Origin of the sequence: Paenibacillus sp. 2KB_20 (genome assembly GCF_052115765.1) — a bacterium.
GTDB lineage: Bacteria > Bacillota > Bacilli > Paenibacillales > Paenibacillaceae > Paenibacillus_AQ.
In genome coordinates, this window is the sequence record NZ_JBFRHH010000007.1 from 548,555 (window position 1) to 573,290 (window position 24,736).

Annotated in this window: 20 protein-coding genes; 15 read left to right on the top strand and 5 right to left on the bottom strand. The window is 50.0% G+C overall.

The genetic code is table 11. The features are described 5' to 3' along the window. Positions 1 to 1,107, top strand: coding sequence for a Gfo/Idh/MocA family protein (locus AB4124_RS21495; protein WP_441974104.1), 1,107 nt, complete (start codon positions 1 to 3; stop codon positions 1,105 to 1,107). A gap of 131 nt (positions 1,108 to 1,238) precedes the next feature. On the opposite strand, the gene AB4124_RS21500 is transcribed toward AB4124_RS21495, so the two are convergent. Both AB4124_RS21500 and AB4124_RS21505 read right to left on the bottom strand, forming a co-directional pair. Next, positions 1,239 to 1,931, bottom strand: a complete 693-nt coding sequence (locus tag AB4124_RS21500; protein ID WP_441974105.1) for a pentapeptide repeat-containing protein — start codon at positions 1,929 to 1,931, stop codon at positions 1,239 to 1,241. Between the two features lie 145 nt (positions 1,932 to 2,076). Then, the gene (locus tag AB4124_RS21505) at positions 2,077 to 3,906 is read right to left on the bottom strand and encodes a DUF2334 domain-containing protein (protein ID WP_441974106.1); all 1,830 of its coding nucleotides are present in this window, start codon (positions 3,904 to 3,906) and stop codon (positions 2,077 to 2,079) included. Positions 3,907 to 4,075: 169 nt separating this feature from the next. On the opposite strand from AB4124_RS21505, the gene AB4124_RS21510 reads away from it, so the two are divergent. From AB4124_RS21510 to AB4124_RS21520, 3 genes are all read left to right on the top strand, one after another. Beyond that, a complete protein-coding gene (locus tag AB4124_RS21510) occupies positions 4,076 to 4,603 on the top strand; it encodes an N-acetyltransferase family protein (protein ID WP_430104866.1) in 528 nt (175 codons plus the stop codon). A gap of 112 nt (positions 4,604 to 4,715) precedes the next feature. After that, positions 4,716 to 5,807: a redoxin domain-containing protein gene (locus tag AB4124_RS21515; RefSeq protein ID WP_441974107.1), complete on the top strand. Its 1,092-nt coding sequence runs from the start codon at positions 4,716 to 4,718 to the stop codon at positions 5,805 to 5,807. Between the two features lie 97 nt (positions 5,808 to 5,904). Then, positions 5,905 to 6,249, top strand: a complete 345-nt coding sequence (locus AB4124_RS21520; protein WP_430104862.1) for a hypothetical protein — start codon at positions 5,905 to 5,907, stop codon at positions 6,247 to 6,249. A gap of 313 nt (positions 6,250 to 6,562) precedes the next feature. Here the strand turns inward: AB4124_RS21520 and AB4124_RS21525 are convergent, their stop codons facing one another. Continuing rightward, positions 6,563 to 7,456 (bottom strand): hypothetical protein, encoded by an 894-nt coding sequence (locus AB4124_RS21525; protein WP_441974108.1) that lies wholly within the window; start codon positions 7,454 to 7,456, stop codon positions 6,563 to 6,565. A gap of 509 nt (positions 7,457 to 7,965) precedes the next feature. On the opposite strand from AB4124_RS21525, the gene AB4124_RS21530 reads away from it, so the two are divergent. The 7 genes from AB4124_RS21530 to AB4124_RS21560 all read left to right on the top strand — a co-directional run bounded on the left by AB4124_RS21530 (position 7,966) and on the right by AB4124_RS21560 (position 16,835). After that, positions 7,966 to 10,035: a bifunctional aldolase/short-chain dehydrogenase gene (locus tag AB4124_RS21530; RefSeq protein ID WP_441974109.1), complete on the top strand. Its 2,070-nt coding sequence runs from the start codon at positions 7,966 to 7,968 to the stop codon at positions 10,033 to 10,035. Positions 10,036 to 10,141: 106 nt separating this feature from the next. Continuing rightward, positions 10,142 to 11,401 carry an L-rhamnose isomerase gene (gene rhaA / locus AB4124_RS21535; RefSeq protein ID WP_441974110.1) on the top strand — a complete coding sequence of 420 codons (1,260 nt, stop codon included), beginning with the start codon at positions 10,142 to 10,144 and terminating at the stop codon, positions 11,399 to 11,401. A 74-nt stretch (positions 11,402 to 11,475) separates the two neighbouring features. After that, on the top strand, positions 11,476 to 12,945 hold the full coding sequence (locus AB4124_RS21540) for a rhamnulokinase (protein WP_441974111.1): 1,470 nt from the start codon (positions 11,476 to 11,478) through the stop codon (positions 12,943 to 12,945). 30 nt (positions 12,946 to 12,975) lie between these two features. Next, positions 12,976 to 13,752 carry a DeoR/GlpR family DNA-binding transcription regulator gene (locus AB4124_RS21545; protein WP_076322195.1) on the top strand — a complete coding sequence of 259 codons (777 nt, stop codon included), beginning with the start codon at positions 12,976 to 12,978 and terminating at the stop codon, positions 13,750 to 13,752. Positions 13,753 to 13,857: 105 nt separating this feature from the next. Further along, positions 13,858 to 14,595: a (Fe-S)-binding protein gene (locus AB4124_RS21550; RefSeq protein ID WP_339290641.1), complete on the top strand. Its 738-nt coding sequence runs from the start codon at positions 13,858 to 13,860 to the stop codon at positions 14,593 to 14,595. Then, positions 14,582 to 16,102 (top strand): LutB/LldF family L-lactate oxidation iron-sulfur protein, encoded by a 1,521-nt coding sequence (locus AB4124_RS21555; protein WP_430104854.1) that lies wholly within the window; start codon positions 14,582 to 14,584, stop codon positions 16,100 to 16,102. The genes AB4124_RS21550 and AB4124_RS21555 overlap by 14 nt, the downstream gene beginning before the upstream one ends. After that, positions 16,095 to 16,835, top strand: a complete 741-nt coding sequence (locus tag AB4124_RS21560; RefSeq protein ID WP_430104852.1) for a LutC/YkgG family protein — start codon at positions 16,095 to 16,097, stop codon at positions 16,833 to 16,835. Before AB4124_RS21555 ends, AB4124_RS21560 begins: the two co-directional genes overlap by 8 nt. A 194-nt stretch (positions 16,836 to 17,029) precedes the next feature. On the opposite strand, the gene AB4124_RS21565 is transcribed toward AB4124_RS21560, so the two are convergent. Then, complete coding sequence (locus AB4124_RS21565; RefSeq protein WP_441974112.1) at positions 17,030 to 17,884, bottom strand: SDR family oxidoreductase; 855 nt, start codon at positions 17,882 to 17,884, stop codon at positions 17,030 to 17,032. 963 nt (positions 17,885 to 18,847) lie between these two features. Here AB4124_RS21565 and AB4124_RS21570 point away from each other — a divergent pair. Both AB4124_RS21570 and AB4124_RS21575 read left to right on the top strand, forming a co-directional pair. Then, positions 18,848 to 20,356 carry a UDP-N-acetylmuramoyl-L-alanyl-D-glutamate--2,6-diaminopimelate ligase gene (locus tag AB4124_RS21570; RefSeq protein ID WP_441974113.1) on the top strand — a complete coding sequence of 503 codons (1,509 nt, stop codon included), beginning with the start codon at positions 18,848 to 18,850 and terminating at the stop codon, positions 20,354 to 20,356. Between the two features lie 32 nt (positions 20,357 to 20,388). Continuing rightward, positions 20,389 to 21,468, top strand: coding sequence for a PQQ-dependent sugar dehydrogenase (locus AB4124_RS21575; protein WP_430106701.1), 1,080 nt, complete (start codon positions 20,389 to 20,391; stop codon positions 21,466 to 21,468). A gap of 110 nt (positions 21,469 to 21,578) precedes the next feature. Here AB4124_RS21575 and AB4124_RS21580 read toward each other — a convergent pair whose 3' ends face one another. Continuing rightward, complete coding sequence (locus tag AB4124_RS21580; RefSeq protein ID WP_076322011.1) at positions 21,579 to 22,226, bottom strand: helix-turn-helix transcriptional regulator; 648 nt, start codon at positions 22,224 to 22,226, stop codon at positions 21,579 to 21,581. Between the two features lie 287 nt (positions 22,227 to 22,513). Between AB4124_RS21580 and AB4124_RS21585 the strand changes: the two genes are divergently transcribed. Both AB4124_RS21585 and AB4124_RS21590 read left to right on the top strand, forming a co-directional pair. Continuing rightward, the gene (locus AB4124_RS21585; RefSeq protein WP_015736133.1) at positions 22,514 to 22,750 is read left to right on the top strand and encodes an indolepyruvate ferredoxin oxidoreductase subunit alpha; all 237 of its coding nucleotides are present in this window, start codon (positions 22,514 to 22,516) and stop codon (positions 22,748 to 22,750) included. A gap of 817 nt (positions 22,751 to 23,567) precedes the next feature. Further along, the gene (locus AB4124_RS21590) at positions 23,568 to 24,728 is read left to right on the top strand and encodes an ROK family transcriptional regulator (protein ID WP_430104844.1); all 1,161 of its coding nucleotides are present in this window, start codon (positions 23,568 to 23,570) and stop codon (positions 24,726 to 24,728) included. The last annotated feature ends 8 nt before the right edge of the window (positions 24,729 to 24,736 follow it).

A 24,736-nucleotide genomic window follows, 5' to 3' on the forward strand; every position in this document is an offset into this window, starting at 1 on the left:
ATGAAGAAAGTAAAGGTTGGCATCATCGGCTGCGGAAAAATCAGCGGCATATATATGGAAAACTGCCATAAGTTCGATATCCTGGAGCTGACGGCTTGTGCGGATATCGATCGTGCGCGTGCCGAGGAACAGGCTTCCAAGTATAATATCCCGAATGTATACACTACCGAGGAACTGCTTGCAGATCCGGAGATTGAGCTGGTCATTAATCTGACGATACCTGCACTTCACGCGCAAATTATGCTGGATGCACTGCAAGCCGGCAAGCATGTGTACGTGGAAAAGCCGCTTGGCGTGACCCGAGAAGAGGGTAAGGCGGTGCTGGATATGGCTGCGTCCAAAGGGCTGCTTGCCGGATGCGCTCCTGAGACATTCCTTGGAGCCGGTATCCAAACGGCACTGAAACTCATTGAAGACGGACGCATCGGCAAGCCGATTGCAGCGACCGCATTTATGATGAGCCGCGGACACGAGCATTGGCATCCTGATCCGGAATTTTATTATGCCGCTGGCGGTGGTCCGATGTTTGACATGGGGCCTTACTACCTGACAGCGCTGGTTCAGCTGCTGGGACCCATCCGCCGTATTAGCGGCATGACCGGAACGGCCCTTACGGAGCGGACGATTACCAGTGAGAAGAAACAGGGTCAGAAGATTCAGGTGGACATTCCTACTCACGTGGCTGGACTTATGGAGTTTCATAACGGTGCGATTGGCACGCTGATTACGAGTTTTGATGTATTTGGAGGGAGCACGCTTCCTAATATTGAAATCTACGGCACCAAGGGTACAATGCTCGTCCCAGATCCCAACGGCTTTGGCGGCTCGGTTCAATATCGGTTGACCGGAGAAACCGAGTGGACGGAAGAACCATTGCTTCCGGGGTATAACGAGAATACAAGAGGGATCGGCCCAGCGGATATGGCCTATGCTATCCGCAGCGGGAGAGCTCACCGTGCGAGTGGCGAGCTTGCCTACCATGTGCTTGAAGCTATGTGGGGATTCCATGATGCTTCCGATGAAGGCAAGCGCTATGAGATGGTCAGCACCTGTGACATCCCGGCACCGCTGCCGCTGGATTTGCAGAAGTATACTCTTGATCAATAACAGGATGATCTAAAAAGCGGCTTAACCCGAAAGGTCCAACGGACCACGGTGTAAGCCGCTTTATGCTATGCACGGATACGTTCTCCATATAAACGAACGAACTCGATGATTTAGGCACATATAACTTACGGTCATTCTTTGACGACTAGACCGAATATTTTGGTTAACGGGATGGCTTGATGCGGTGAAATGATGCATCCTTGAAGATCCTCTAGGGTCACGCCAATATTATGGAAATCGGTTCGGCTTAAGTCGATCCCCGCAAGCTTCGTACCGGAGAACTGCGATTGGTCGATCTGACAATCCACAAATTCCACCTTGCTTAATTCGGAATGATAAAAGTCCGACTTTACGAGGGAGGTGGATTGGAAGGACACCTGCTTCATGTTAGCAAAACGGAACGTAGCGTAGTCGCCCGTACAATGATCGAAGACGACATTACGGATGGTGGCTGCCGTCAAGTCGAGCCCCAGAATTTTGCAATGATTGAATTGTACGCGGTACATAATGGCCTCACTGAGATCTACGTTGGACAAGTCGCAATGGTTAAATACCAGATCCGTTAGTTCGGCATGGTGGAGCGTGACGTGCTGGAACGTAACGTTATGGAATATCATTTGATCGAATTGAACCTTGTCGGCTGAAATATAAGACAGGGTCTCGTCCTGACAAGTGGATTGAATGAACGAGGATTCATCGTCAACGCCGGCATCGGATAGAATCATAGACTCAAGCTGCTTGGGGAGCTTGGGTTTCACGATTTTGACTGGGGGGGATGGACTGGCTGTGTTGCTGTTGGTATGGTTTTCGCTTTTGGATGACATGATTTCTCCTCCGAACATAGAAATAAGTATAGAGATGAGAACTTATAAGAATAACTTCCATCGACGTACTTTCTCAGAAGACAGACCGCATATTACGGGAGTTCTGAATAAACCTGATTATGTTGTATAGAAGTATATCATGTCCTTATCCGATTGTCCGGTCCCTGGAATTGATGGCGGCGTCCAAGGTTCCGCCGAGCCGATTCGGAGACCATGCCAGCAGACTGACACGGCCATTGCCCGTTAGATCGCCAATGAGAGGTGTCATTGATTCACCGGCAACCCAAGGCCCAAACCGTTCTTCCTGCCGCCCGAAGGCGGTTCCCGAGCTATAGAGAACGAGCCATTTCCCTGCGATATGTTCAACGAGAATCAAATCTTTCAGCCCATCCCCATCCACGTCACCTAACATCACAGATATGGGTGAACTGATGGAATCTTTGTCAGAATGCCAATTTCCGGCGTCCACGAGCTGTTTTCCGCTGCTTAACCAGACCCGGCATGTGCCTGAGTCGGAGTTCCACACAACCAGGTCATCCAGACCATCGCCATTCACATCTCCTATGGAGGGAATCACGCCTTCACCCTGTACGGAAACCTCATGCTGAATTAGGGGAGAATAAAAATGACACCCGGAGCTATAAGCAATGGCGGCTTTTCCTGTGACAGGGTCCCATAGAAATAAATCATGTCTGCCGTCCCCGTCCAAATCCCCCGTAAGGGCTTTCCAGTCCACGGCTCCAAATTCACAGAGCCAATGACCCGATGGTACTAAACGGCTCCCTGAACCCAAGGCAACCTCACAAATCCCCAGCTCCGCATGCCATACAGCCGCATCGACGCTGCCATCTCCATCATAATCGCCTGCCATCGCAGTCCCACCGGGGTAAAGCGGCCAGCCTGCCAACAGCGGGCGTATATACTGTATGCCATTATGGATTTTAATGGGGGACAAGACCCCAAAAGTAGCGTCGTACCATAAGTTGTTGGCCTCGTCCCGGACGATCCATCGATCCGGCTGCTCTTTTCTCGTGGCGTGCAGAAACTTAGGGAGTTTCATGGTCATCCTGTCCTGCCATCGGGTTTCCCTGAAATCCGGTATGAAGGGCAAGATTGAGGTTATGGTCACAAACGATTTACGCTCCCTATTAAAGGACTGAATGATTCTTCTAAGAGGCGAATGCTCTTCATAATGTACAGTGCCGTCAGCAAGGAAACGGATATAGGGGAATTCGAGATAGGGGTGGTAGAAGAACGAGGCCAGTTCACGATCGCCTGTGAAATCCTGTAATGTCCGTTCCATACGAGTGACTTCTTCCTCGATCTTGTCACCTGCCACATAATAAAGCGGAGTGGGAACGTAGATCGTTCCGTTTGTCATCGGATCGTCCGGGGTGTGCTGGAGTGCGGCTCTCCTTGCATCCGGGCTGGAAGGCGGAGATTCATAGAGGATGCCGTTACAAATCTCAATAATATGCCGCTGGACAGATGAAGCGGTATAGTGGGGAGTTTCATACCAGACCGCTGTAAGACCAGCCGCTTGAAACATCTTATGAGCCCGTTGTACCTGCTGATAAGCATAGGATTGCTGCAGCTGCCGGAGCGAATGGAGCGCCTCGGGCGGATCATCCGGAGGACAATTGGCGCAACATTCGGGATAAGCAAATTCGAATCCGTCGCCGCTTACCGATTCCCCGTACTGATGCGTATATCCATGAATACCTAGCGAGGCTCCAAGGGCTACCATCCTTCGTAGCAGCCTTGCAAATCGAAGGGAAGCTTCATCATGCAGATCATCTATCGATCGATCCACACGGTGCACCGGATCGACATATCGCGGAATGACGGCCAGGTGAAAGGGGATCTGTTGATGATGCAGGAACTGTGCGATGACCAGCAGCTTCGCCTGTTGTTCCTCTGTCTCATACCAGCCGCCTGGTCCGATATCTTCAAGCCGTATCAATGCTTTATTCATCAAGATGCGCTCCTTCCATGGGTAGCTGCTCGGAGTACCGATCTCGATATATGTATGCCGGGAATGGGCATTGCGTCATCAGTGATGAAGCGTTCATAAAAAAGAGGATCGCAGATCGTGTCCGCGAATACATAGAGATAAAGATATGAGCAGGAGGAAGAGGAAGTTTATGCATATTAGACACGCAAATGAACATGATGTTGCAGGCATCGCTAACGTCCACGTGAATAGCTGGAAAACGACGTATAAAGGAATCGTGGATGATAGCTTCTTAGAGAATTTGTCTGCTGCGGATCGGATAGAAGGCTGGCGCTGGAAGCTTGCCAATATGCCGGAGGACGAACAACTTCTGGTCATTGCAGATGAAGATGGCGAGGTATACGGGTTCATGTCTTACGGCACGGAGCGAGAGCAGAAGATTTCTCATGAAGGAGAACTTTACGCGATCTATCTTTTGGAAGAGCTTCAGGGGAAGGGCTGGGGAAAGCTGCTGTTTGCGAGGCTGAAGGAATTTCTGCAAGTTAGAGGATATCGTTCATTATTGGTCTGGGTGTTGGAAGGCAATAAGGCTGAGCATTTTTATAAATATATGGGCGGCCAGGAACTGAAACGAAAAGAGATTGTCATCGGCGGAAAAACACATACTGAAACGGCGCTGCTGTGGAGTTCCATTGACCGGATTCGGTCCTTCTCTTAAAAAGTGCTCCGCTTGAGTTTACATTAGAGAGGGAATCTACTATTATGGGGATATACCCCGGTGGGTAATAGCGATGCTTACAATTGCTTTGCCGACCATAGGAGGTTCGCATTTGAGTATAATTCCGATAGGTCCTTTTATGGTGAGGGCCGACATTGTAATTTTTCTAATTTGTGCGGCGGCTGGTTTCGCTGCGCTTCGAATTCGTTTGCGTCAGATGCCGCAGCGGGAATGGATCCTGGACACCTATTTATCTGTACTTATCATCGGTTTTATTTCATGGAAATTCGGGATGCTGGTGTTCGATCCGATCCGCACCTTGCAGCATCCGACCTCGCTTATTTACATGACGGGCGGAACGAAGGGGATATGGCTTGGGGTCGTTCTATCCCTGATCTACATAGCTCTGCGCTGGAACAAGAATAGAAAAGATTCAGGTCTACTGCTGAAGTCCGCTCTGTTGTCGGCATTCGCGAGCGGATGGGCCGGGTATGTATTTCAGTGGTTGTGGGCGGACGGGGCTGGTCTAAACTCTTCCTTATTCTTTATTTTATTATTCGGTACATTGCTGACGATGAGCTGGCTTCAATTCCATTCTCCTCTCACCCGTTTTCTTACCCTGGGATTAGGGAGAAATGGAGCGGTGCAACTCATCATAGGCGCTCTTTTCGTGTGGGCAATCTATGACTTCGCTTCCACCTCGGTCAGCGAACGAGAAGCACTCGTATCGCCGAATGACAAAAACAATCCCGAAGCCGTTGCTGAAGGGTTGAAGCCCGGGCTTCGCGCACCGGATTTTACGCTGATGAATCGGGAAGGGCAGGAGATCAAACTGTCCGATTATCGTGGGCAAACGGTTCTTCTGAACTTTTGGGCATCCTGGTGTCCGCCTTGCAAGGTAGAAATGCCTTATATGCAGGATTTTTACGATAAACATCAGGATGAGAACGTGATAATACTAGCTGTAAATATGACGCATCTGGAAAATAGCATGAGTGAGGTACAGTCTTTTGTCGAGCAGAACGGTTTAACCTTTCCTGTCCTATACGACCAGAACGGAGCAAGCACCAGACGGTACGAGGTGGTGGCCTATCCGACCACCTACGTCATCTCGCCGGACGGTCTGATATCTGAGCGGTTTCAAGGCGCGGTTGACGAAGATTTAATGATTAGAGCCTACCGAAAAGCTAGCGCGATTAAGTGAGGTTAAATGGCGGATTTTTGGAGATGTGGACACCTATCTCTGCCGCCTTCTCCCCAGGCGGAATATAATACACAAACGCTGGGGAGGGGGAAAATAAGTGCAACCAATACCAATTTCGGCAGAAGGATGCAGAGGTTACGTCGGCAAAACCGTTTGCGCTGTCATGCGTGATGGAACAGAAGTCGTGGGGACTATTCGCGGTGTACATGATCGAGGCCTTGAACTCGAATTTGCGAACCCATCCGTATATACATTGTCCACAAAGGGTAAAAAGGGCAAAAAGTCTTCGAAGTCAGCTAAAAGCGGTGCGCAAACATCCGCATTTGGACCTTACGGCTACGGCGGTGGCTACGGTGGCTACGGTGGATACGGCTGGGGAGGCAATGTGTTTGCTTGGGAAGCCATAGCGCTGTTGTTCCTCATTCCGTTCTTGTTTATCTAAACGTCTAGGAATTTAGATCACGGGCGCAGTGTTTTTATAGAAGAGACAGGTGGGAATATCCCAGTACTGTCTCTTTTTTTTAGATATCAGAAAGTATATACTTCGAAGCATGGGCCTTCCTGATATCGCAAGAAAAACATCCTATAAACGCGGTCTGTCTTCTGAGAAAGTTCGTCGATAGCCGTTTTTTTTTAGATATCAGAAAGTATAAACTTCGAAGCATGGGCCTTCCTGATATCGCAAGAAAAACATCCTATAAACGCGGTCTGTCTTCTGAGAAAGTTCGTCGATAGCCGTTTTTCTTATGCAAGTCTTATACATTACGTGTGGATTGGGCATGGTGGACAGGTTCAGCGGTTGCATTGGACTGACTGAGCAGCCATATAACTGGCGTGAATGCGACGAGAAAACAGCTGCCCGCCATAATTGGAAGCAAGGACCATTCGGCGATGGAGTATCCAAGAAACGTCTGCCATCCGATGGCGATTAATCCGAGCAAATATGCCAGACCGCTAATATGGATGAGGATCGGTTTAACTGCAGGATTGACGGATTTCCTCATGGACAGCCACGCCACAAAAGGGATCGCTTGCAGCGCATGAAATCCTAGTCCGTGCAGCCAGATGATATTGCCGCCGATCCCGGTAAAACGTCCCGCATTGATGGAGATCCATATGCCGGCTGCAAAAGATACCAGCACCGCGATCATGGCATAACGAATGCCGAGTCCGAGTTCCGGATGGGCTTCTATTACACGCTTGCGGAAGTATTGGGCGCCAAGGGTCAGGTAGAACACGACAAGCAGCATCGCAACGGCAGGGAAAATAGTCGAGATGACATGATCAAAGGTCGAGCCGTTCTGAACGAATCGCGGATCGACACCGCGGAAATTTTGAACGGTTTCGGCGAAGTAGGAGAACAGAACGAGCGGAATATAGCACCAGCGGTAGAACGATTTGCTTCGTGTCCTCATACCGGAAACCGGCAAAATGATTGCGGTTGATACGATGAAGATCCCCAGAGCCGCGTTGAAGGAAAACGCTTTGGAGATATCTCCATCCGGCGAGACAGCCCCCCCATTCAGCAATACCCATATCCCGCATATTCCAGCTAACAAAAACCCGAGCAGCCCTGTCAGCAAAAGCCAAGTCTCCTGCTTATACAGCTTGAACGCCCAGTTCCTCGTTTCACGTGCAAGTTGATTCATATGAATGACACCCTCTCCGTAATGATGAATTGTTTATAATTTACAGGAGAATGGGGGTGACTTTAACGGGCTGGGGATGTAACAGAACCCTGTACCCCGGAATGATTTCTGGGCTGGACTAAAGCCGGGGATGAAGCAAGTGTTAATCTGACCGCAGATTCCAATATCTTTTTCAACCATAAGGACATTTCGGAAATTGTATTTATGGGTTATGTCAATGAGGATGAAATCGCCTTTCGTGATGCCTTAATGGAAGGAATTGCGAAGGCGGATCAAATGGCAGCCGCAGGCTCAGACCCATCATAGATTGTAATTTAGCAGCTTTTGTTTAGAGGTAACTCTGGCAGGGCTGTTTTTTTGTTTGCAACAGATTTATAAGATGGAATTCTGAATAAACACATATCAATCTTTGTTTATTTTTGAAAATGCACTATTCAAAGACAAACGGGCGTGATATTATGGGAAACAAATGAAAGCAAATTCATAGGGTCAATCGGAGGGGAAGCTTCATGGTTCAAAGCTTATGGGAACAGTCAAAGGCACAGCAGGCACAACATACATTGGATGAGCTCGTCTACCGTTCGAATTTGATCGGTTCCGACCGGCGCGTATGCAACTGGGGCGGCGGCAACACATCCAGCAAAACAACGATTCAGGATTTTCGCGGCAAAGACATTGAGGTTATGTACGTGAAAGGCAGCGGTTCCGATCTGGCTACCATGAAATCGGGCAATTTCACAGGCTTGCGCATGGAGGATATTCGGCCGTTATTCGAAAGGGATTCGATGTCGGATGAGGAAATGGTGGCTTATCTGGGGCATTGCATGGTCGATGCGAAGCACCCGCGCGCATCCATTGAAACGCTGCTGCATGCTTTCTTGCCGTTTCAGCATGTGGACCATACCCACCCGGATGCCATTATCAGCTTATGCTGCGCCCATAACGGCAAAGAATTAGCACGGGAGATCTTTGGCGACCGATTTGTGTGGGTTCCTTACGTTCGTCCCGGATTTACCTTGTCGAAGATGATTGCCGAAGGGGTGTTGGCTAATCCGAAGGCCGAGCTGGTACTGATGGAGAAGCATGGGCTTGTCACATGGGGCGATACATCGGAAGCCTGTTACGCGCAAACGATTCGTATCATTAGTGAAGCGGAAGCTTTCATCGAAGCTCGAGTAGATAACGACAAGCTGTTCGGCGGCCGGAAGCATACACCGCTTGCATCGGAAGTGCGTCGCAGCATCGCTGCTAAAGTGATGCCTGCTGTTCGCGGCGCCGTCAGCGACGTGAAGAAAATGATCCTCTCCTTCGACGATCAAGATGATGTACTGGACTTTGTCGGCGGTGCCGATTCGCCGAAGCTGTCCCAGGTAGGCGCAGCTTGCCCCGATCATCTGGTTCATACCAAGGTAGTTCCTCTCTTCATCGACTGGACACCTGACGCCGATGATGTGGAAGGCCTTAAGGCAAAGCTTATCGATGGGATTGCTGCTTACAAAGAGCAGTATAAAGCTTATTTTGAACGCAACCATCATGAAGGGGACGTCATGTTCGAGGCGGCTCCGCGCGTCATTCTTATTCCCGGCATCGGAATGATCAACACAGGCAAGAGCTGGGCGATGTCGCAAGTCAGCGGCGCCCTGTATCATCGGGCGATTGCGGTCATGCGCGGTGCGACGGCCCTGGGCAATTTTGTATCCCTGAGTGAAAATGAATCCTACAACGTGGAGTATTGGCCGCTTGAGTTGTATAAATTGAGTCTTGCACCGGCTGAGGCGGAGTTTTCCCGCCAGATCGCTTTTATTACCGGGGGAGCAGGCGGTATCGGAAGTGCCACAGCCCGGAGGCTAGTAGCAGAAGGCGCGCATGTCGTTTTGGCGGATTTGAACCTGGAAGGGGCGCAGCAGGTTGCCGAGGAGATCAACGCAAAATACGGGGAGAATCGGGCATTTGCTGTTAAGATGGATGTAACCGACGAAGAGGCGGTGGAGCGCGCCTATCGAGAAACTTCCATCACTTATGGCGGTGTTGATATTATCGTCAACAATGCGGGCCTTGCAACATCCAGCCCGTTTGACGAGACATCGTTGAAGGAATGGAACCTGAACATGAACGTGCTGGGCACAGGTTATTTCCTGGTTGCGCGGGAAGCCTTCTCGTTGATGAAGACACAGGGCGTTGGCGGAAGCATGGTGTTTGTCGGATCGAAGAATTCTGTCTATGCCGGCAAGAACGTGACCGCATACAGCTCTGTAAAAGCACTGGAGGCTCATCTGGCGCGCTGCATTGCTGCTGAAGGCGGAGAATACGGCATCCGAGTCAACACCATTCTGCCCGACGCCATTCTGCAAGGTTCCGCGATCTGGAATTCGAACTGGAGAAACGAGCGGGCAGCAGCTTACGGGATTGAACCCGATCAGCTGGAAGAGCATTATCGTAAGCGCACAACGCTTCTTGTCAACATCTATCCGCAGGATATTGCCGAAGGCATCGCTTACTTTGCATCATCAAGATCTTCGAAGACGACCGGCTGCATGCTGACGATTGACGGCGGGGTACCTGCTGCATTTACTCGTTAATCGAATGAAGGTATGACACATCTACCGCAAGGAATCAAGATTTCTTATTAAGGTGGGGCGCTGGGTCTAATATGACCCGGCTATCCATCATACGGGAGGATATGTGATGAGGCAGGATGTTGCAAGGAACTTTGAAGAAGCTAAAAAGCTCTATGGGCAGCATGGCATCAACGTGGACGAAATCTTGACGGAACTTGAGCGCATCAAAATCTCCATCCACTGCTGGCAAGGAGATGACGTCCGAGGATTTCTGTTCCGCGATCAGGAGCTATCCGGGGGCATCTCCGTGACTGGGGAATATCCCGGGGCTGCAGGTACGCCGGATCAGCTGCGGGCCGATCTGGAAAAAGCGATGTCGCTCATTCCGGGATCCCACAAAGTGAACCTTCATGCAATCTACGCGGATACCGACGAGTCCGTTGATTTGGATCAGCTCGAGCCGAGGCACTTCCAGTCTTGGGTGGAATGGGCCAAGGAGCAAGGCATTGGCCTCGATTTTAATCCGACCTGCTTCTCCCACGACAAATCGAAGGATGGATTTACGCTGAGTCATGCCGATCCAGCGATCCGTCAATTTTGGATTGAGCATTGCAAGGCGTCTCGAAGAATCGGGGCTTACTTCGGGGAACAGCTGGGTCAAACCTGTGTAACGAATATCTGGGTTCCGGATGGATACAAGGATATGCCGGTAGACCGAATGGCGCCGAGGCAGCGGCTGAAGGATGCCCTGGATGAGATTTTTGCTGAAGAAATGAATCCGCAATGGAACCTCGATGCCGTCGAGAGCAAGCTGTTCGGACTAGGCTCTGAGGCTTATGTTGTGGGTTCCCACGAGTTTTATATGGGGTACGGCATTCGAAACAACAAGCTGATCTGCCTGGATGCGGGCCACTTCCACCCAACCGAGAGCATTGCTGGCAAACTGTCGTCGCTTGCTCTTTTCACCGATGGACTTCTTCTCCATGTCAGCCGGCCAATGCGCTGGGACAGCGACCATGTCGTCATCATGGATGATGAACTGATCGAGATTGGACGCGAGCTGGTTCGCAATAACCTGCTGGAAGTTACCCATATCGGACTGGACTTTTTTGATGCCAGCATTAACCGCATCGCAGCGTGGGTTATCGGGACCCGAAATACGATTAAGACGCTGCTGCGTGCCAAGCTGGAGCCTGTCGATAAGCTGAAGCAGGCTGAACTTGAAGGCGATTATACGACCCGCCTGGCGATATCGGAAGAGTTTAAGTCCTATCCGTTTGGAGCGGTGTGGGATTATTACTGTGAACGCATGGGTGTACCTGTCAGAGAAGAGTGGCTGTCCGAAGTGAAACAGTATGAGCAGGATGTATTGCTGAAGCGTTCGTAAGGATGAGAAGACGGAGTACCCTCGGGTTGGTGCCCGAATCGTTGATTTTGATCTGACAAGGAGGCTGGGGAGCGTTGAGCATTCTTGCATTTGATTTGGGCGCAAGCAGTGGCAGGGCTATGCTGGGTCAATGGAATGGCCGAACCATCGACGTAACGGAAATCCACCGGTTCCCGAACGATCCGGTTCGAATCGGCGACCGTTTCCAATGGGATATATTACGGATCTACCACGAGATGAAGCAGGGCTTGCTCCGGTTGAAGGGACAGCATAATTTGCCGTCGAGCATCGGCATTGATACCTGGGCGGTGGATTATGGACTCCTGGATCGGAGCGGGGAACTGCTCATGAATCCGTATCATTATCGGGACACACGTACGGATGGCGTGATGGAACAGGTCTTCCGGGATGTGCCGCCTGCCGAGATCTTTGATCGGACGGGGATTCAGTTCCTCTCGTTTAACACAATCTATCAGCTGGCTTCATTGCAACGGCAGAAGCCCTACCTGCTTCAAGAGGCCGAGCGTTTTCTTATGATTCCCGATTTGCTGCGATACTTCTTGACCGGCGAACTGGCGAATGAATTTACGAATGCTACCACAACGCAGCTGTTTAACCCGCTTTCGGCCAGCTGGGATGATCATCTCTTGAAATCATTAAATATCCCTCCTAAGTTATTTCATCCTGTTGTTCAACCCGGTACGCTTGTTGGAGCTTTGAGGTCATCCGTAACAGAGGAGCTGGGGATTCCATCCATTCCGCTCTATACGGTTGCAGAGCATGATACGGCTTCCGCCGTTGTGGCGGTTCCGGCACTGGAACGATCATTTGCTTACTTAAGCTGCGGTACCTGGTCGCTGATGGGAACCGAAGTCGACCAGCCTGTCATACATGAACGGGCCAGAGAGCTGAACTTCACGAATGAGGGAGGAGCGTACGGTACGTATCGGCTGCTCAAGAACATCATGGGACTTTGGATTCTGCAGGAATGCCAGCGGACCTGGGGACGGGAAGGGTTAACGTACTCCTACCCCGAATTGGTTAATATGGCGGATGCGGCGCCAGCATTTGCTTGTTTCATTGATCCCGATGATCCTGTATTCCTCCCTGCAGGTGATATGCCGAAGCGGGTAGTGGAATATGCGGCCCGCACGAACCAGAGCGTTCCGCAGGGGATAAGTGCTCTTGTGCGCTGCATAATGGAGAGTCTGGCTATGCAATACCGTTATGTGCTGGAGTTGACTGAGGAATTGTCCGGGCAAAAATTTCAGGGCTTGCATATGGTAGGTGGTGGCATTCATAATGAAACATTATGTCAGTGGACTGCGAATGCGATAGGGAAGCCCGTTTGGGCAGGTCCCGCAGAGGGCAGTGCTATCGGCAATATGGCCGTGCAGTGGATCGCGCAAGGCGAGCTATCCGATATATGGGAAGCACGCGCAGTCATTAGAGAGTCTTTCCCGGTCAAGACTTATGAGCCGAAGGAAACTCCCTTATGGGAGGAAGCTTACGGAGTGTTCGGTCAGCGGACCGGGAAGCGATAGAATATATAAACAGTAAGGATGGGCGGTATGATGCTGGTTGCAGAACGATATGAGAAAATAGTACAGTTGGTCAACGAAAGAGGGAGCATCCGAGTCTCCGAGCTGAGTCAGCTCTGCGGTGTAACGGAAGAAACGATTCGCCGCGATCTTGACAGGCTGGAACAGGCAGGGCGCCTGCGCCGTTCCCATGGCGGAGCGGTTAGCGTGAAGGATCAACCGGAAATTCAGCGGTCGCAGCCGGAAATACCGTATGCTGAGCGGGAAATCATGCATGCGCTGGAGAAGCAGCGAATCGCGGAGGAAGCGGTCAAGCGAATCCATCCGAATGATCGCATCCTGCTGGATGCAAGCTCTACGGCTTGGTACATGGCGAAAATCATACCGGATATTCCGATTACCGTGCTGACGAATTCGATAAAGGTGGCTGCTGAGTTGAGCACCAAGGAGAGGGTTCAGGTGATCTCCACAGGCGGCATTCTGGCTCATCGCTCCCTGTCCTTTGTCGGTCCGCTCGCAGAACGCTCGCTGGATGCATACTACGTGGATAAAGCCTTTCTGTCATGCAAGGGTGTGCACATCGAGCGGGGCCTTAGCGAATCCAATGAGCTTCAAGCGAGAATCAAGCATAAAATGATCGGAATGACGGATGAGACCATTCTGCTCGCCGATGCCAGCAAATTCGGCACGCAGGCTTTTGCGCAGGTTGCCGATCTCTCCCAAGTGAATCTGATCATTACCGATCGCAGCTTGAAGGAAGAAGAAGCGGCACCTTATCGAGCATTGGGCATCAAGATCGAATCTGTATAGGAGCAAGTTGCTATAACATATCACATAGAATCCCCCCGGTCCGGGGGGTTCTTGCTAGAGGCCGATTTCTCGGTCCATATCCTGATGATTAGCGGGGTGAAGAGGTTGAAGATTTCATTGTTTGTCACTTGTCTCAGCGACGCCTTGTTCCCGCGGGTAGCTGAATCGATGGCAAGATTGCTGGCAAGGTACGGCGTGCAGCTGGAATTCCCCGAAATCCAGACTTGCTGCGGCCAACCGGCCTATAACAGTGGTTATTGGGATGATGCACGCATAAGTGCCAAGACGATTCTGGACGCTTTTGACGATAGCGACTTTGTTGTGTCCCCTTCCGGCTCCTGCACGTATATGATTCATCATTATCCGGATTTGTTCAAGGACGATCCCATATACCTGGATAAAGCGAAAGCGCTTCAATCCAAATGCTATGAGTTTACGCAATTCCTTGTTGACGTGCTGGGCGTGACCGATGTAGGCGCCGTTTATCCGCAAAAGGTAACCTATCATCCTTCCTGTCACGGAAGCCGCCTGCTCGGCGTTAAGGAGCAACCGATGAAACTGCTCAGCCACGTCAAGGGGCTGGAGCTTGTTCCCTTACCTTTTGCCGAGGATTGCTGCGGGTTCGGTGGAACGTTTGCCGTGAAAATGGCGGACATTTCGGGGGCCATGGTGACAGAGAAAAGCGATCATGTGCTGGAGACCGAGGCGTCCGTGCTTGTCGGTCTCGATATGGCCTGTCTCATGAATATTGCCGGCAATCTGCGTCACCGGGGCGAGAAGGTTCAGGTCAAACATTTGGCCGAGCTTCTGTATGAGGGGGTGAGCGTACATGAGCACAGCTGAATCGAAAGCGCAGACAGTTAAGGAACGTGCAGGCTACGCCCTAAATAATGATTTTTTGCGCAATGCGGTGAAGTTTACGACAGAACGGCTGCGGCTTGGCAAAAAGCTTGCGTCGGAGGAACATGGCAACTGGGATGCGTGGAGGGAACGGGGACGCCAAATTCGGCTTCATACCATTGCGCACTTGGATTACTATTTGAATGAGTTTGCTGAACAGGCCAGGGCGAACGGAGCCCATGTCCATTTTGCGGAGACGGCGGAAGAAGCGGTCACGATCTCCTTGCAGATTGCGGAGCATAAGGCGGCCAAGTCCGTCGTAAAATCAAAATCGATGGTGTCCGAGGAACTGCATCTGAACAAGGCGCTCGACTCGATCGGGGTGGAAGCCGTCGAAACGGATCTCGGTGAGTATATTATTCAGCTTGCGGATGAAACGCCATCTCATATCATCATTCCTGCCATCCATAAGAACCGTTATCAGATCGCGGAGCTGTTGTCCGCAGAGGCAGGCGAAACGCTGCCGCCCGATACGGCGATTATGGCGGGTTTTGTCCGCATGAAGCTGCGCGAGAAATTCCTAGAAGCGGACATTGGCATGACGGGTTGTAATTTTGCGATCGCCGAGACAGGCTCGATGGTATTGTTCGAGAATGAGGGCAATGCCCGCATGGTGACGACGGTGCCCAAGACACAGATTACCTTGATGGGTATGGAGCGGATTATCCCGTCATGGGCGGATCTCGAAGTGATGGCTACCTTGCTGCCGCGCTCGGCGACGGGTCAGAAGCTGACAGTCTACATGTCTGGAATCAGTGGTCCGAAGAGAGAATTGGATGCCGATGGACCGGACGAAATGCATATTATCATCATCGATAACGGACGTTCTCTCCAGCTCGGCGACCCCGAATTTCAGGAGCTGCTCAACTGCATACGCTGCGGCGCATGCCTGAATGCTTGTCCGGTATATCGCCATATTGGCGGGCACGCCTATGGAGGCACATATAGCGGCCCCATCGGTGCCGTATTAACACCGGCCTTGAACAAGAATGTCGCGGAATGGGACGATATCGCCAACGCATCCAGCCTGTGCGGGGCCTGTTATGAAGCATGCCCCGTGAAGATTCCGCTGCATGATATGCTGGTTTCCCTGCGCCGCCGGAAGATTGAAGCTGGGCGCGGTGACAAGCTGGAAGCGATGGGAATGAAGGGCTTCTCGGCGATTATGGGGAATGCCAAGCGTTACCGTAGTGTGGTATCCCTCGGAAAGTGGGGGCAGAAATTGGTGGTGCGACGCGGGGAGATCCGAACGAGGATCGGTCCTTTGAAGGGGTGGAATTCGTACAGGGTAACGCCGAGTCTCCCTAAGGAATCCTTCCGTGACCGATGGTCGGAGATGGAGCAGGATATTCGCAGAACCTCCGGGTCGATGGACCCTGAAATCGCAAACCGATTGAAGGAGCGGCTTCAGCAGCAGAAGTCCGGAAAGGGGGAGAATGCCCATGACTAACGAAACTGATCGCAGCTGGCTGAACCGACTTGAAGAACAGTCTCGCAAGAAGCAGGAGCAGTTCATGGATGGTATCGCCGCGAAGCTGGGGAGAGAACGGGTTCGCACCGCCCCGGAGCACCCTTTCCGCGGTGCCCCCGACTTCTGGAATGAATTTGAGTGGCCCCTTGAGGAGAGGATTACACAGTTTACCGCCAACTTTGAAGCGGCCGGGGGCCATGTGGTAAGGCTGAGCCATCGCGAAGAGGTCAGCCGGTTTATCAGGGACAAAGCGAAGGAGATGAGCGCGGCTACGATTCTTCGTCAGCAGGAAGAGGCACTGGACCGCCTGGGGCTTGAAGAGAGCCTGCCGGAGGCTCTTGTTCTCTCCTGGAATGATGCAGCGGACACGGACTGGAGGGCTGTAGCGGCCAGAGCCGATTTTGGCGTCGTCATGGCGGATTACGCAGCGGCTTATACCGGTTCGATTACGGTGAAATCGGCCCCGCATAAAGGCAGATCCGTCAGCCTGCTGCCGACCGTGTTGATGGCTATCATCCCCGTAGAGCGGATGGTTACCCGACTAGGCGAGATTCTGGTTCAGTTCGATCAGTCCGGACGCGAGCAGCTGCCGGCGGGAATCCACTTCATCTCGGGTCCGAGCCGTTCCGCCGATATCGAGAACGATCTTACGATTGGCGTTCACGGGCCAGGGATCGTGTATGCCCTGCTGGTCGATACCTATGAGAGTTAACGAATAACATAGGAAACACAGGATACCGGATAGCCCCAAGCGGGAGCAGTTATGACATGCTCACGGCTTGGGGCTATTATAAGATTATGGAATGTATAAGTTTTCAGTGAAGCTGAAAATTTCGATAAACCTCTAAAGGCAGTCTGTCTGCTGTAGTAAAAGTACGTCGATAGATGTTTTTCTTACATATGAGGTTATTTGCCTTTGCGTGTCAGTTCGGCCAGACGGTCCCATTGCTCATGGGTCACTTCCGCCAAGTCGTTGAATTGCCCCGCACCCCTCAGCCATTCGCCGCCGTCGATGGTGATCACGTCACCATTAATATAACCGGCATAATCGGAAATGAGATACGCGGCGAGATTGGCTAGTTCCTCTGCATCGCCAACGCGCCTAAGAGGAATGCGGTCAATCATTTTCTGTTCCAGTTCCGGCGTGGGCGATAATCTTGACCAAGCGCCTTCGGTCGGGAACGGACCCGGGGCGATCGCTACCTGACGGATGCCGTAAGGAGCCCATTCCACCGCGAGGGACCGTGTCAGCGCAAGCACGCCCGCTTTTGCAGCTGCCGAAGGGACCACGTAGCCAGAGCCTGTCGAGGCATATGTTGTGACGATGTTGAGCATCGTTCCGCTTTTGCCCTGTTCAATCCAGCGTTTGCCGACTTCAAGGGTTGCGTAAAAGGTGCCGTGCAGCACAATGTTCAGCACGGCATCTACAGCCCGAGGGGAGAGACGCTCCGTGGGGCTGATAAAATTCCCGGCTGCATTGTTGACAAGCACATCAATGCCTCCGTAATGCTGCTCTGCCGCTTCAACAAGTTCCGAGATCTGTGCAGGGTCCCGTACATCGCAGCTCTTGTACCATACCTCACAGCCCTGCTGTCTTAATTCTTCGGCCGTTTGCTGCAGAACTTCCTCACGGCGTCCGCAGATGGCGAGTTTGGCGCCAAGCTGGGCGAATTTCTCCCCCATGGCACGCCCCAGCCCCGTGGCGCCTCCCGTGATCAATACGACTTTATTTTGAAGCAAATCGTCAGTGAACGGTCCCATCGATGGTTCTCCTTTCAAGCAGATATGGAGTAGCGTAGCGAATCCTCTGTACACATCCTTTATTGGCAGGCTGCATTAACATCTGGCAACATTGGTATTGCAACCGCTTACTTCAAACGTAACATGGTTAACGCTTCCAGTCATCACATTCTTTAAGTGATTCCCGATTGCAACCGGACAAGGTGATGGAGCGAATACCCTCCACTAAAAAAGCCTCATTATCCAACGAGGGATATAGAGAATAACATCCAGAACCAGAGAGGCGTTACCAGATGAATTTTCTAACTTGGTTCGTCCGGGCCAGTTAATCTTTCTCATGATATATTTACCTCATTTCAAATGAATTTGTTGGAATTAAAATTCCAAGTGCTTGCACCTTTAAAATGTCATGATCGTCTATTTCATTATCACACCAACTAGCATTGGAAACAAATGATTTACCTCCCTACCCAATATGTGTAACGATGACCTGCAATACCGAAAACGAACCCATGATCAGACCGACTATTATTGCGATTACAGCCCTGAATTTAATTTTCAATAAATCAATATCATCTTGTTCTACATCCTCAGGAATTCCATTGAACATTCGTAACCAATCATTATCTGGATGATTGAAGACATACAAGCCGAACAACACGATCAGAACGTTGACCGTTATGATCAGAGCATAGAGTATTAGTAAAAACATAAGATCAACCCCTTGATGTTAAATACGCAGGAGCCAAATGAAGGTTCCAGTATATGGGAGGATTAGTAGACATCGTGCGCACTGCTCCCTGTGCGCACGATCGAGCTTGATCATCAAGGAATCCGCCTTTTTAAGTTTCAGAATGCGTTTGCTTGGTTAGGTTAATAAGAAATACTGGTTAAAACGATACATCGTCGTAAATTCTACATCTTATATATCATACTGCCACTTACCCTGGGATTTTGATTACATCACGAGATGAGGAACCTGACATGATTCTGAAATCACTGACGGAGCAGCTGATACTTAAGACCATAACAGGCAGTACTTCCGTGGATATCACGAACTTGGATACAGATTCAAGAGAGATTCGGCCTGGCGGCCTGTTTGTCTGTGTCCCGGGCTTTCACGTGGACGGCCATGATTATGCCCGGCATGCGATAAGCAACGGCGCAGTTGCCATTGTAGCTGAGCGGGAGCTGCCAGTGCTTCCAGGAAACGTAACGCGTATAACGGTACCGGATACCCGAAGAATTCTGCCGATTCTCGCAAACGCTTTTTTTGAAGATCCCACGCAGCGGTTGAAACTGATCGGAATTACCGGGACGAACGGCAAGACAACGACAACCCATATGGTAGAAAAAATACTTAATGACGCTCACCGCAAAACGGGCATTATTGGCACACTTTACATGAAGATCGGAGATCATATGGAGAAGACGCTGAATACCACGCCGGATACGATCCAACTGCAGCGTTATTTTCACACGATGGTCACTCATGGCGGGGCCTATGCCGTGTTGGAAGTGTCTTCGCACGGATTGGATATGGGGAGAGTGCGCGGATGCGATTTTCAGACCGTGGTCTTTACGAATTTAACGCATGATCATCTGGACTTCCACCAGAATATGGAGGGCTATCGCAATACGAAGGAGCTTTTGTTCGCCCAGATCGGTAACAGTAACCGTGATATGCTGAAGAAGGCCGTCCTGAATGCGGATGAAGAAGCATCGTCCTATTATGCAAAACGTACATCCGCACAGATCGTAACTTATGGCATTCGTAACGAGGCTGATGTTCGGGCAACACAAATTCAAAACAAGCGTGAAGGTTGCACATTTCATATAGAAACGCCATGGGGACACGGCGACTTCAGTCTGAAGGTGCATGGTGTTCACAATGTGTATAACGCACTTGCTGCCATGACCACTTGTTTGCTGGAAGGGGTAACGCTTGAAGAAATCCGTAGAAGTCTTCATCAATTTGCAGGGGTTCATGGACGATTTCAAGAAATAGAAACAGGACGAAGATTTCACGTGGTTGTGGATTATGCGCATAATCCAGGTGGACTTAAGGCAACTTTGCAATCCGCCAAAGAAATCACTTCAGGAAAAATGATATGCGTGATGGGCTGCCGGGGCGAAAGAGATCGCTTGAAACGTCCGCTCATGGCGGACATTGCAGCTTCGTATTCGGATTATGTATTGTTCACGACAGACAATTCGTTCTCGGAGGATCCGGAGCAGATTATGGCTGAGATGTTGGGTGGCTTAACCTCGCATGAAGCGGGGAATTGGGAGGTGATCCTGAATCGTAAAGAAGCCATTCAACGAGCTGTGGAATTGGCAGGTGACGAGGACAGGATCATTATTACCGGACGAGGACATGAGACCCGTTATGTAGCAGGCAGCCAGATCGAATCGTTTAGCGATGAGGATATTGTATTGCGTTCCTTGCTGGACATGGAGCAAGGCATCCAGATGATGACACCGGAGCTATAAAATTACCCGGGAGGTGCTGGATTTTGAAACGAATGGTGGTTGGGGCAACTTTAATTGCAGCTTTGCTGCTTATTACTGCCTGTACACAGTCTTCTCCTTCTAAGGAAGAAGGGAGGCAGGAAGATCATCGGGAGGAAAAAAATGATTCCGCTTATCAAGTGCTTGCAGAGCAGTTGAGGACACCTTGGTCTATCGATTTTGACGGCGATACGATTTATATTAGCGAGCGGGAAGGAAATATCGTTCAGATCAAGGACGGCACTTTTACCAGACAGTCGGTACATACCGAGAAGCCAGTCGCCCATCAAGGAGAAGGCGGATTCCTGGGCTTTGCGTTAGCCCCTGATTTTCAAAATTCCGGCAAGGCCTTCGCCTACCACACCTATAATCAGGATGGAAAAGTCATGAACCGGTTGTTGGTCCTTCTAAAGCAGGAGGGGAATCAATGGACAGAGTCGCATGTCTTTCTTGAGCGCATTCCCGGCTCTAACGTACATAACGGCGGCAGAATTGCGATCGGACCTGATGGGATGCTCTACGTAACGACGGGAGATTCGGGTGAAGGAGAGCTTGCGCAAAACCAGGAGAGCCTTGCAGGCAAAATATTGCGATTGACGCTGGACGGCAAGGTCCCGACGGATAATCCGACCGCAGGTTCTTATGTATATACGTTAGGGCATCGAAATTCGCAGGGCTTGGCTTGGAATTCCGAAGGTGAATTCTACAGCTCAGAGCATGGACCGTCCGGCACACCCGGCGGACATGATGAGATTAATGAGATCACGGCTGGCAGCAATTACGGCTGGCCCGAGATTATCGGGGATGAACAGCAAGAGGGCATGAAATCCCCGCTCTACCACAGCAGTGAAACGGCTATTGCTCCTTCAGGCATCGCTTTTGATGAGGAGGATCACATGTACGTGGCCACCCTTCGCGGCCAGAAGCTGTACCGATTTCAGCCGGAGAATGCCTCACTTGAGTTGGTATTGGAGGGGGAAGGCCGATTAAGAGACGTCAAAGTCCATGATGGCAAAACCTATGTCATTACCAACAATACCGATGGCCGTGGGGTGCCCTCCGATCAGGATGATCGACTGCTGGTGCTGAAATAATTCAAAGAATTATACATGTCTTGCAATTTAAGAGAATAAGATAGGACAAGTACGATAACAAAAAAGGCCCCTTCCTGTATGGAAGGAGCCTGAAGTGGCAATAACAGATATTATGTTTGCTTGGCTTCGGTTTGTTTTCGAATACGGTAGACGCATTTTTTGTCGCCCTTGGCAAGGCACTCGGTACGTTCCACATCCGCCTCCAGCAAGGATTGAAACAGGTCAAGCTCACAGCGGCATGCGTGTTGGTACCGGTTGGCTACTTGGGATATGGGGCAGTTCAGTTCTTCGAGGAGATATTCTTCTTCGTTGACTTTTTTGTAATCCACCATATATCCGTTGTCGTTCTGAACCTGGGCCAGGGCTGCAACCCGATCTTCGAGCGCATCGGCTTTCACCGTAGGCGTGTACTTGTTCAGCAATGTATCCTTACGCTTGTCGAAGAGCCGTGAAATCATTTCATCACCGGCCTCGTCCTGCAGCTCGTTCAGCAGATCGAGTGCAAGTGCATGATAGTTCTTAGGGAAAAAATCTTCGGCGGATTCCGTAAGACTATATAAGGAGACGGGTCTTCCCATCGGTTGTTTCACGGTTCGATAGGTGATGTAACCCTCGCTCTTCAAGCTCTCCAGATGGCGCCGAACGGCCATCCCTGTTATGCCCAGTGCCTCGGTAATGGATTTTGTGCTGAGTTCACCATTTATTTTTAACATTTGCATGATATACTCGCGAGTACTGTATGCGACTTCTTGATCCACTATAATCACCGCCTTGTTTCTCGATGAATGCTTTCTTTTTTAACAAAAAAGGTTAAAAAGCAATATGTCTCATCTTATGTCTTTACTTTCTATAAGTCAACCGGAATGGCTGTTTTGAGGCTATCATCACGCGGTTTATTGACAATTGGCATGATTAACCACATAATTATGATATATTTTAGTATAAAAAGTATAGAAAACTAAGGAATTGATGAAGTTTGAGCTTTTTGCAATGATAGTCAGTCGAATGTTTGAAAGATTATTACACTCAGGAAGGTGGAATACGGATGTACGTTATTGGCTCAGCTTGTATTGAAGAGAAAGCGGGAGAATGCGTTGACGTTTGCCCTGTGGATTGCATAGAAGAAGGAGATGACCAGTTCTATATCGATACCGATATTTGTATCTCCTGCGGGGCTTGCGAAGCGGCTTGTCCGGTTGCGGCCATTTTCTATTTTGAGGATCTGCCGGAAGACCAGAAGCATTATTTTGATAAAGCAGTTGAATATTACAAAAACAAGTAGGGGCGCTCCGGTTTGGTTCGCTCCGGTTTGAGGCTATCCGCTCTGTTGTCCGTCCGTTTCCAGAATGAAATGGGTAAGGTAGAAACGGACTCCCAAAGGATCTGCTATCCTCAAACCTCCGCTGGTGGGAAAGATCAAAAGATTAAAGATAAAGAGATAAGAGATTAAAAGATTAATTAAAGATAGAAGACTAGACATTAAGAGCAAGTAAACAAATAAAGGCGGCTAAGATAATTAGTCGGAAAATTGAGCGTTAACCTGCTTCATGATAATCAAAATGCGTGTTCTCTATACATAAGCCATCCGGGATCATTTGAGGGTCACCTCGAATTTATTTCTCGGGTGGTTTAATTCGTTATGGGCGGAAGATACATTAGAACACAGTTAGACGCTCAATAATTCGAAATAATCATAAAATTTTCCTTTTGAAGCCATCCGAGATGAAGAATGCCCCAATCATTCTTTCCTCAGATGGCTTTATTTATGAGGTGGAACAACGTTGTTATCTACATTTTAGGAGACTTCGTGTTAAGTTGATGTCATGTTGTGCGCGAAGCGCGGTCATCTGTATGTATGTACGAGATTGAATTTCTTTCGCAAAAGATTGAAACACTTACATTTCCAGAAACAAAAAAATATTAATTTAAATGTGTCATATATATTGACACATTTACGAAACACGTTTTATTATTAATATCACTGGAGAATAAAAATAATAAATTTGATAATAATCACGGTTTTTTGATGATTTCGGATCGTTTTATTTGGAAAAATGATCTAATTAATCTACTGGTGAAATTAAATAGGGGATGTCTTCATGAAAAAGCATGATCAAGACTTTATGAAGCGGCAGAACAGACTCACAGTATTCCAAATCATCAAGAACGAACAGCCGATTTCAAGAGCAGCTATTGCCAAACAGACGGGAATGAGTCCGACAACGGTCAGCCGGATCGTATCGGAGCTGACGGAAGAAGGGTACGTTCACGAGACGGAAGAACAAGCCTCGGCGGGACGCGGAAGAAAGTCTTCCTTAATAAGACTGCTGGATACGGCGGTCATCTCGATTGGCGTTGAGCTCGATCGCCATCAAGCCCATATTGGATTCATCGATGTTCAGGGAAATGTATTGTGCAGCGGAAGTTTTCCGAGAGTATCGGAGGATACAGCCGAAGCCACGGTGGCCCAAATTGCATACACCATTGAGGAACTCATCGCGGAATGCGATATCGATCGCAGGCGGGTGGTGGGCATTGGCGTGGGACTGCCGGGCATCATCGATGTTGATGCCGGAGTGGTTAATTTCTCGGTACAGCTTGGTTGGAAGAATGTGAGGCTTGCCGAGAGGCTCAAGGAATTAACCGGACTTCAAGCGGTGGTAGACAATGAGCTTAAGGTAAAGGCGTTGGCAGAGCAGCTTAAAGGCTCGGCATACGGCTCCAACCGGACGGTTCTCCTTGGGTTCGGTAATGGGGTAGGCTCAGCGCTGATCCTGGAAGGGGAGATTTACCGCGGGGTGACCAATAGCGCGGGGGAAATCGGACACACGACCGTTGATCCTGAAGGTATGATGTGTGACTGCGGAAAAGCCGGTTGCCTCCAAACTTATATCAATATACCGTCCTTGTTGTCGGAAGCCAGCAAGATTAAGCCTGTTCGTACGATTGAGGAACTGTTCGCGGAAAGACGGGCTGGAACACGATGGGCGACTTATTTAATCGATAGGGCACTCGCGTATATGGCGATTACGATTAATAACGTCGTCAGCATGTACAATCCGGACAGCGTCATATTGAGTGGTGAGATTCTGGACAAGTTTCCTGAAGTATATGAAGAGATCACCGACCTGTGCTACTCACAGTATATCTGGGAACCGCTTCAGGATTCCTTCACGATTGTCCGCTCCGAGCTTCACGAACATGGGGTCATCATAGGGTCGGGACTTGTCGCACAGGATCGTTATTTTCGATTGAATTAATACAACTG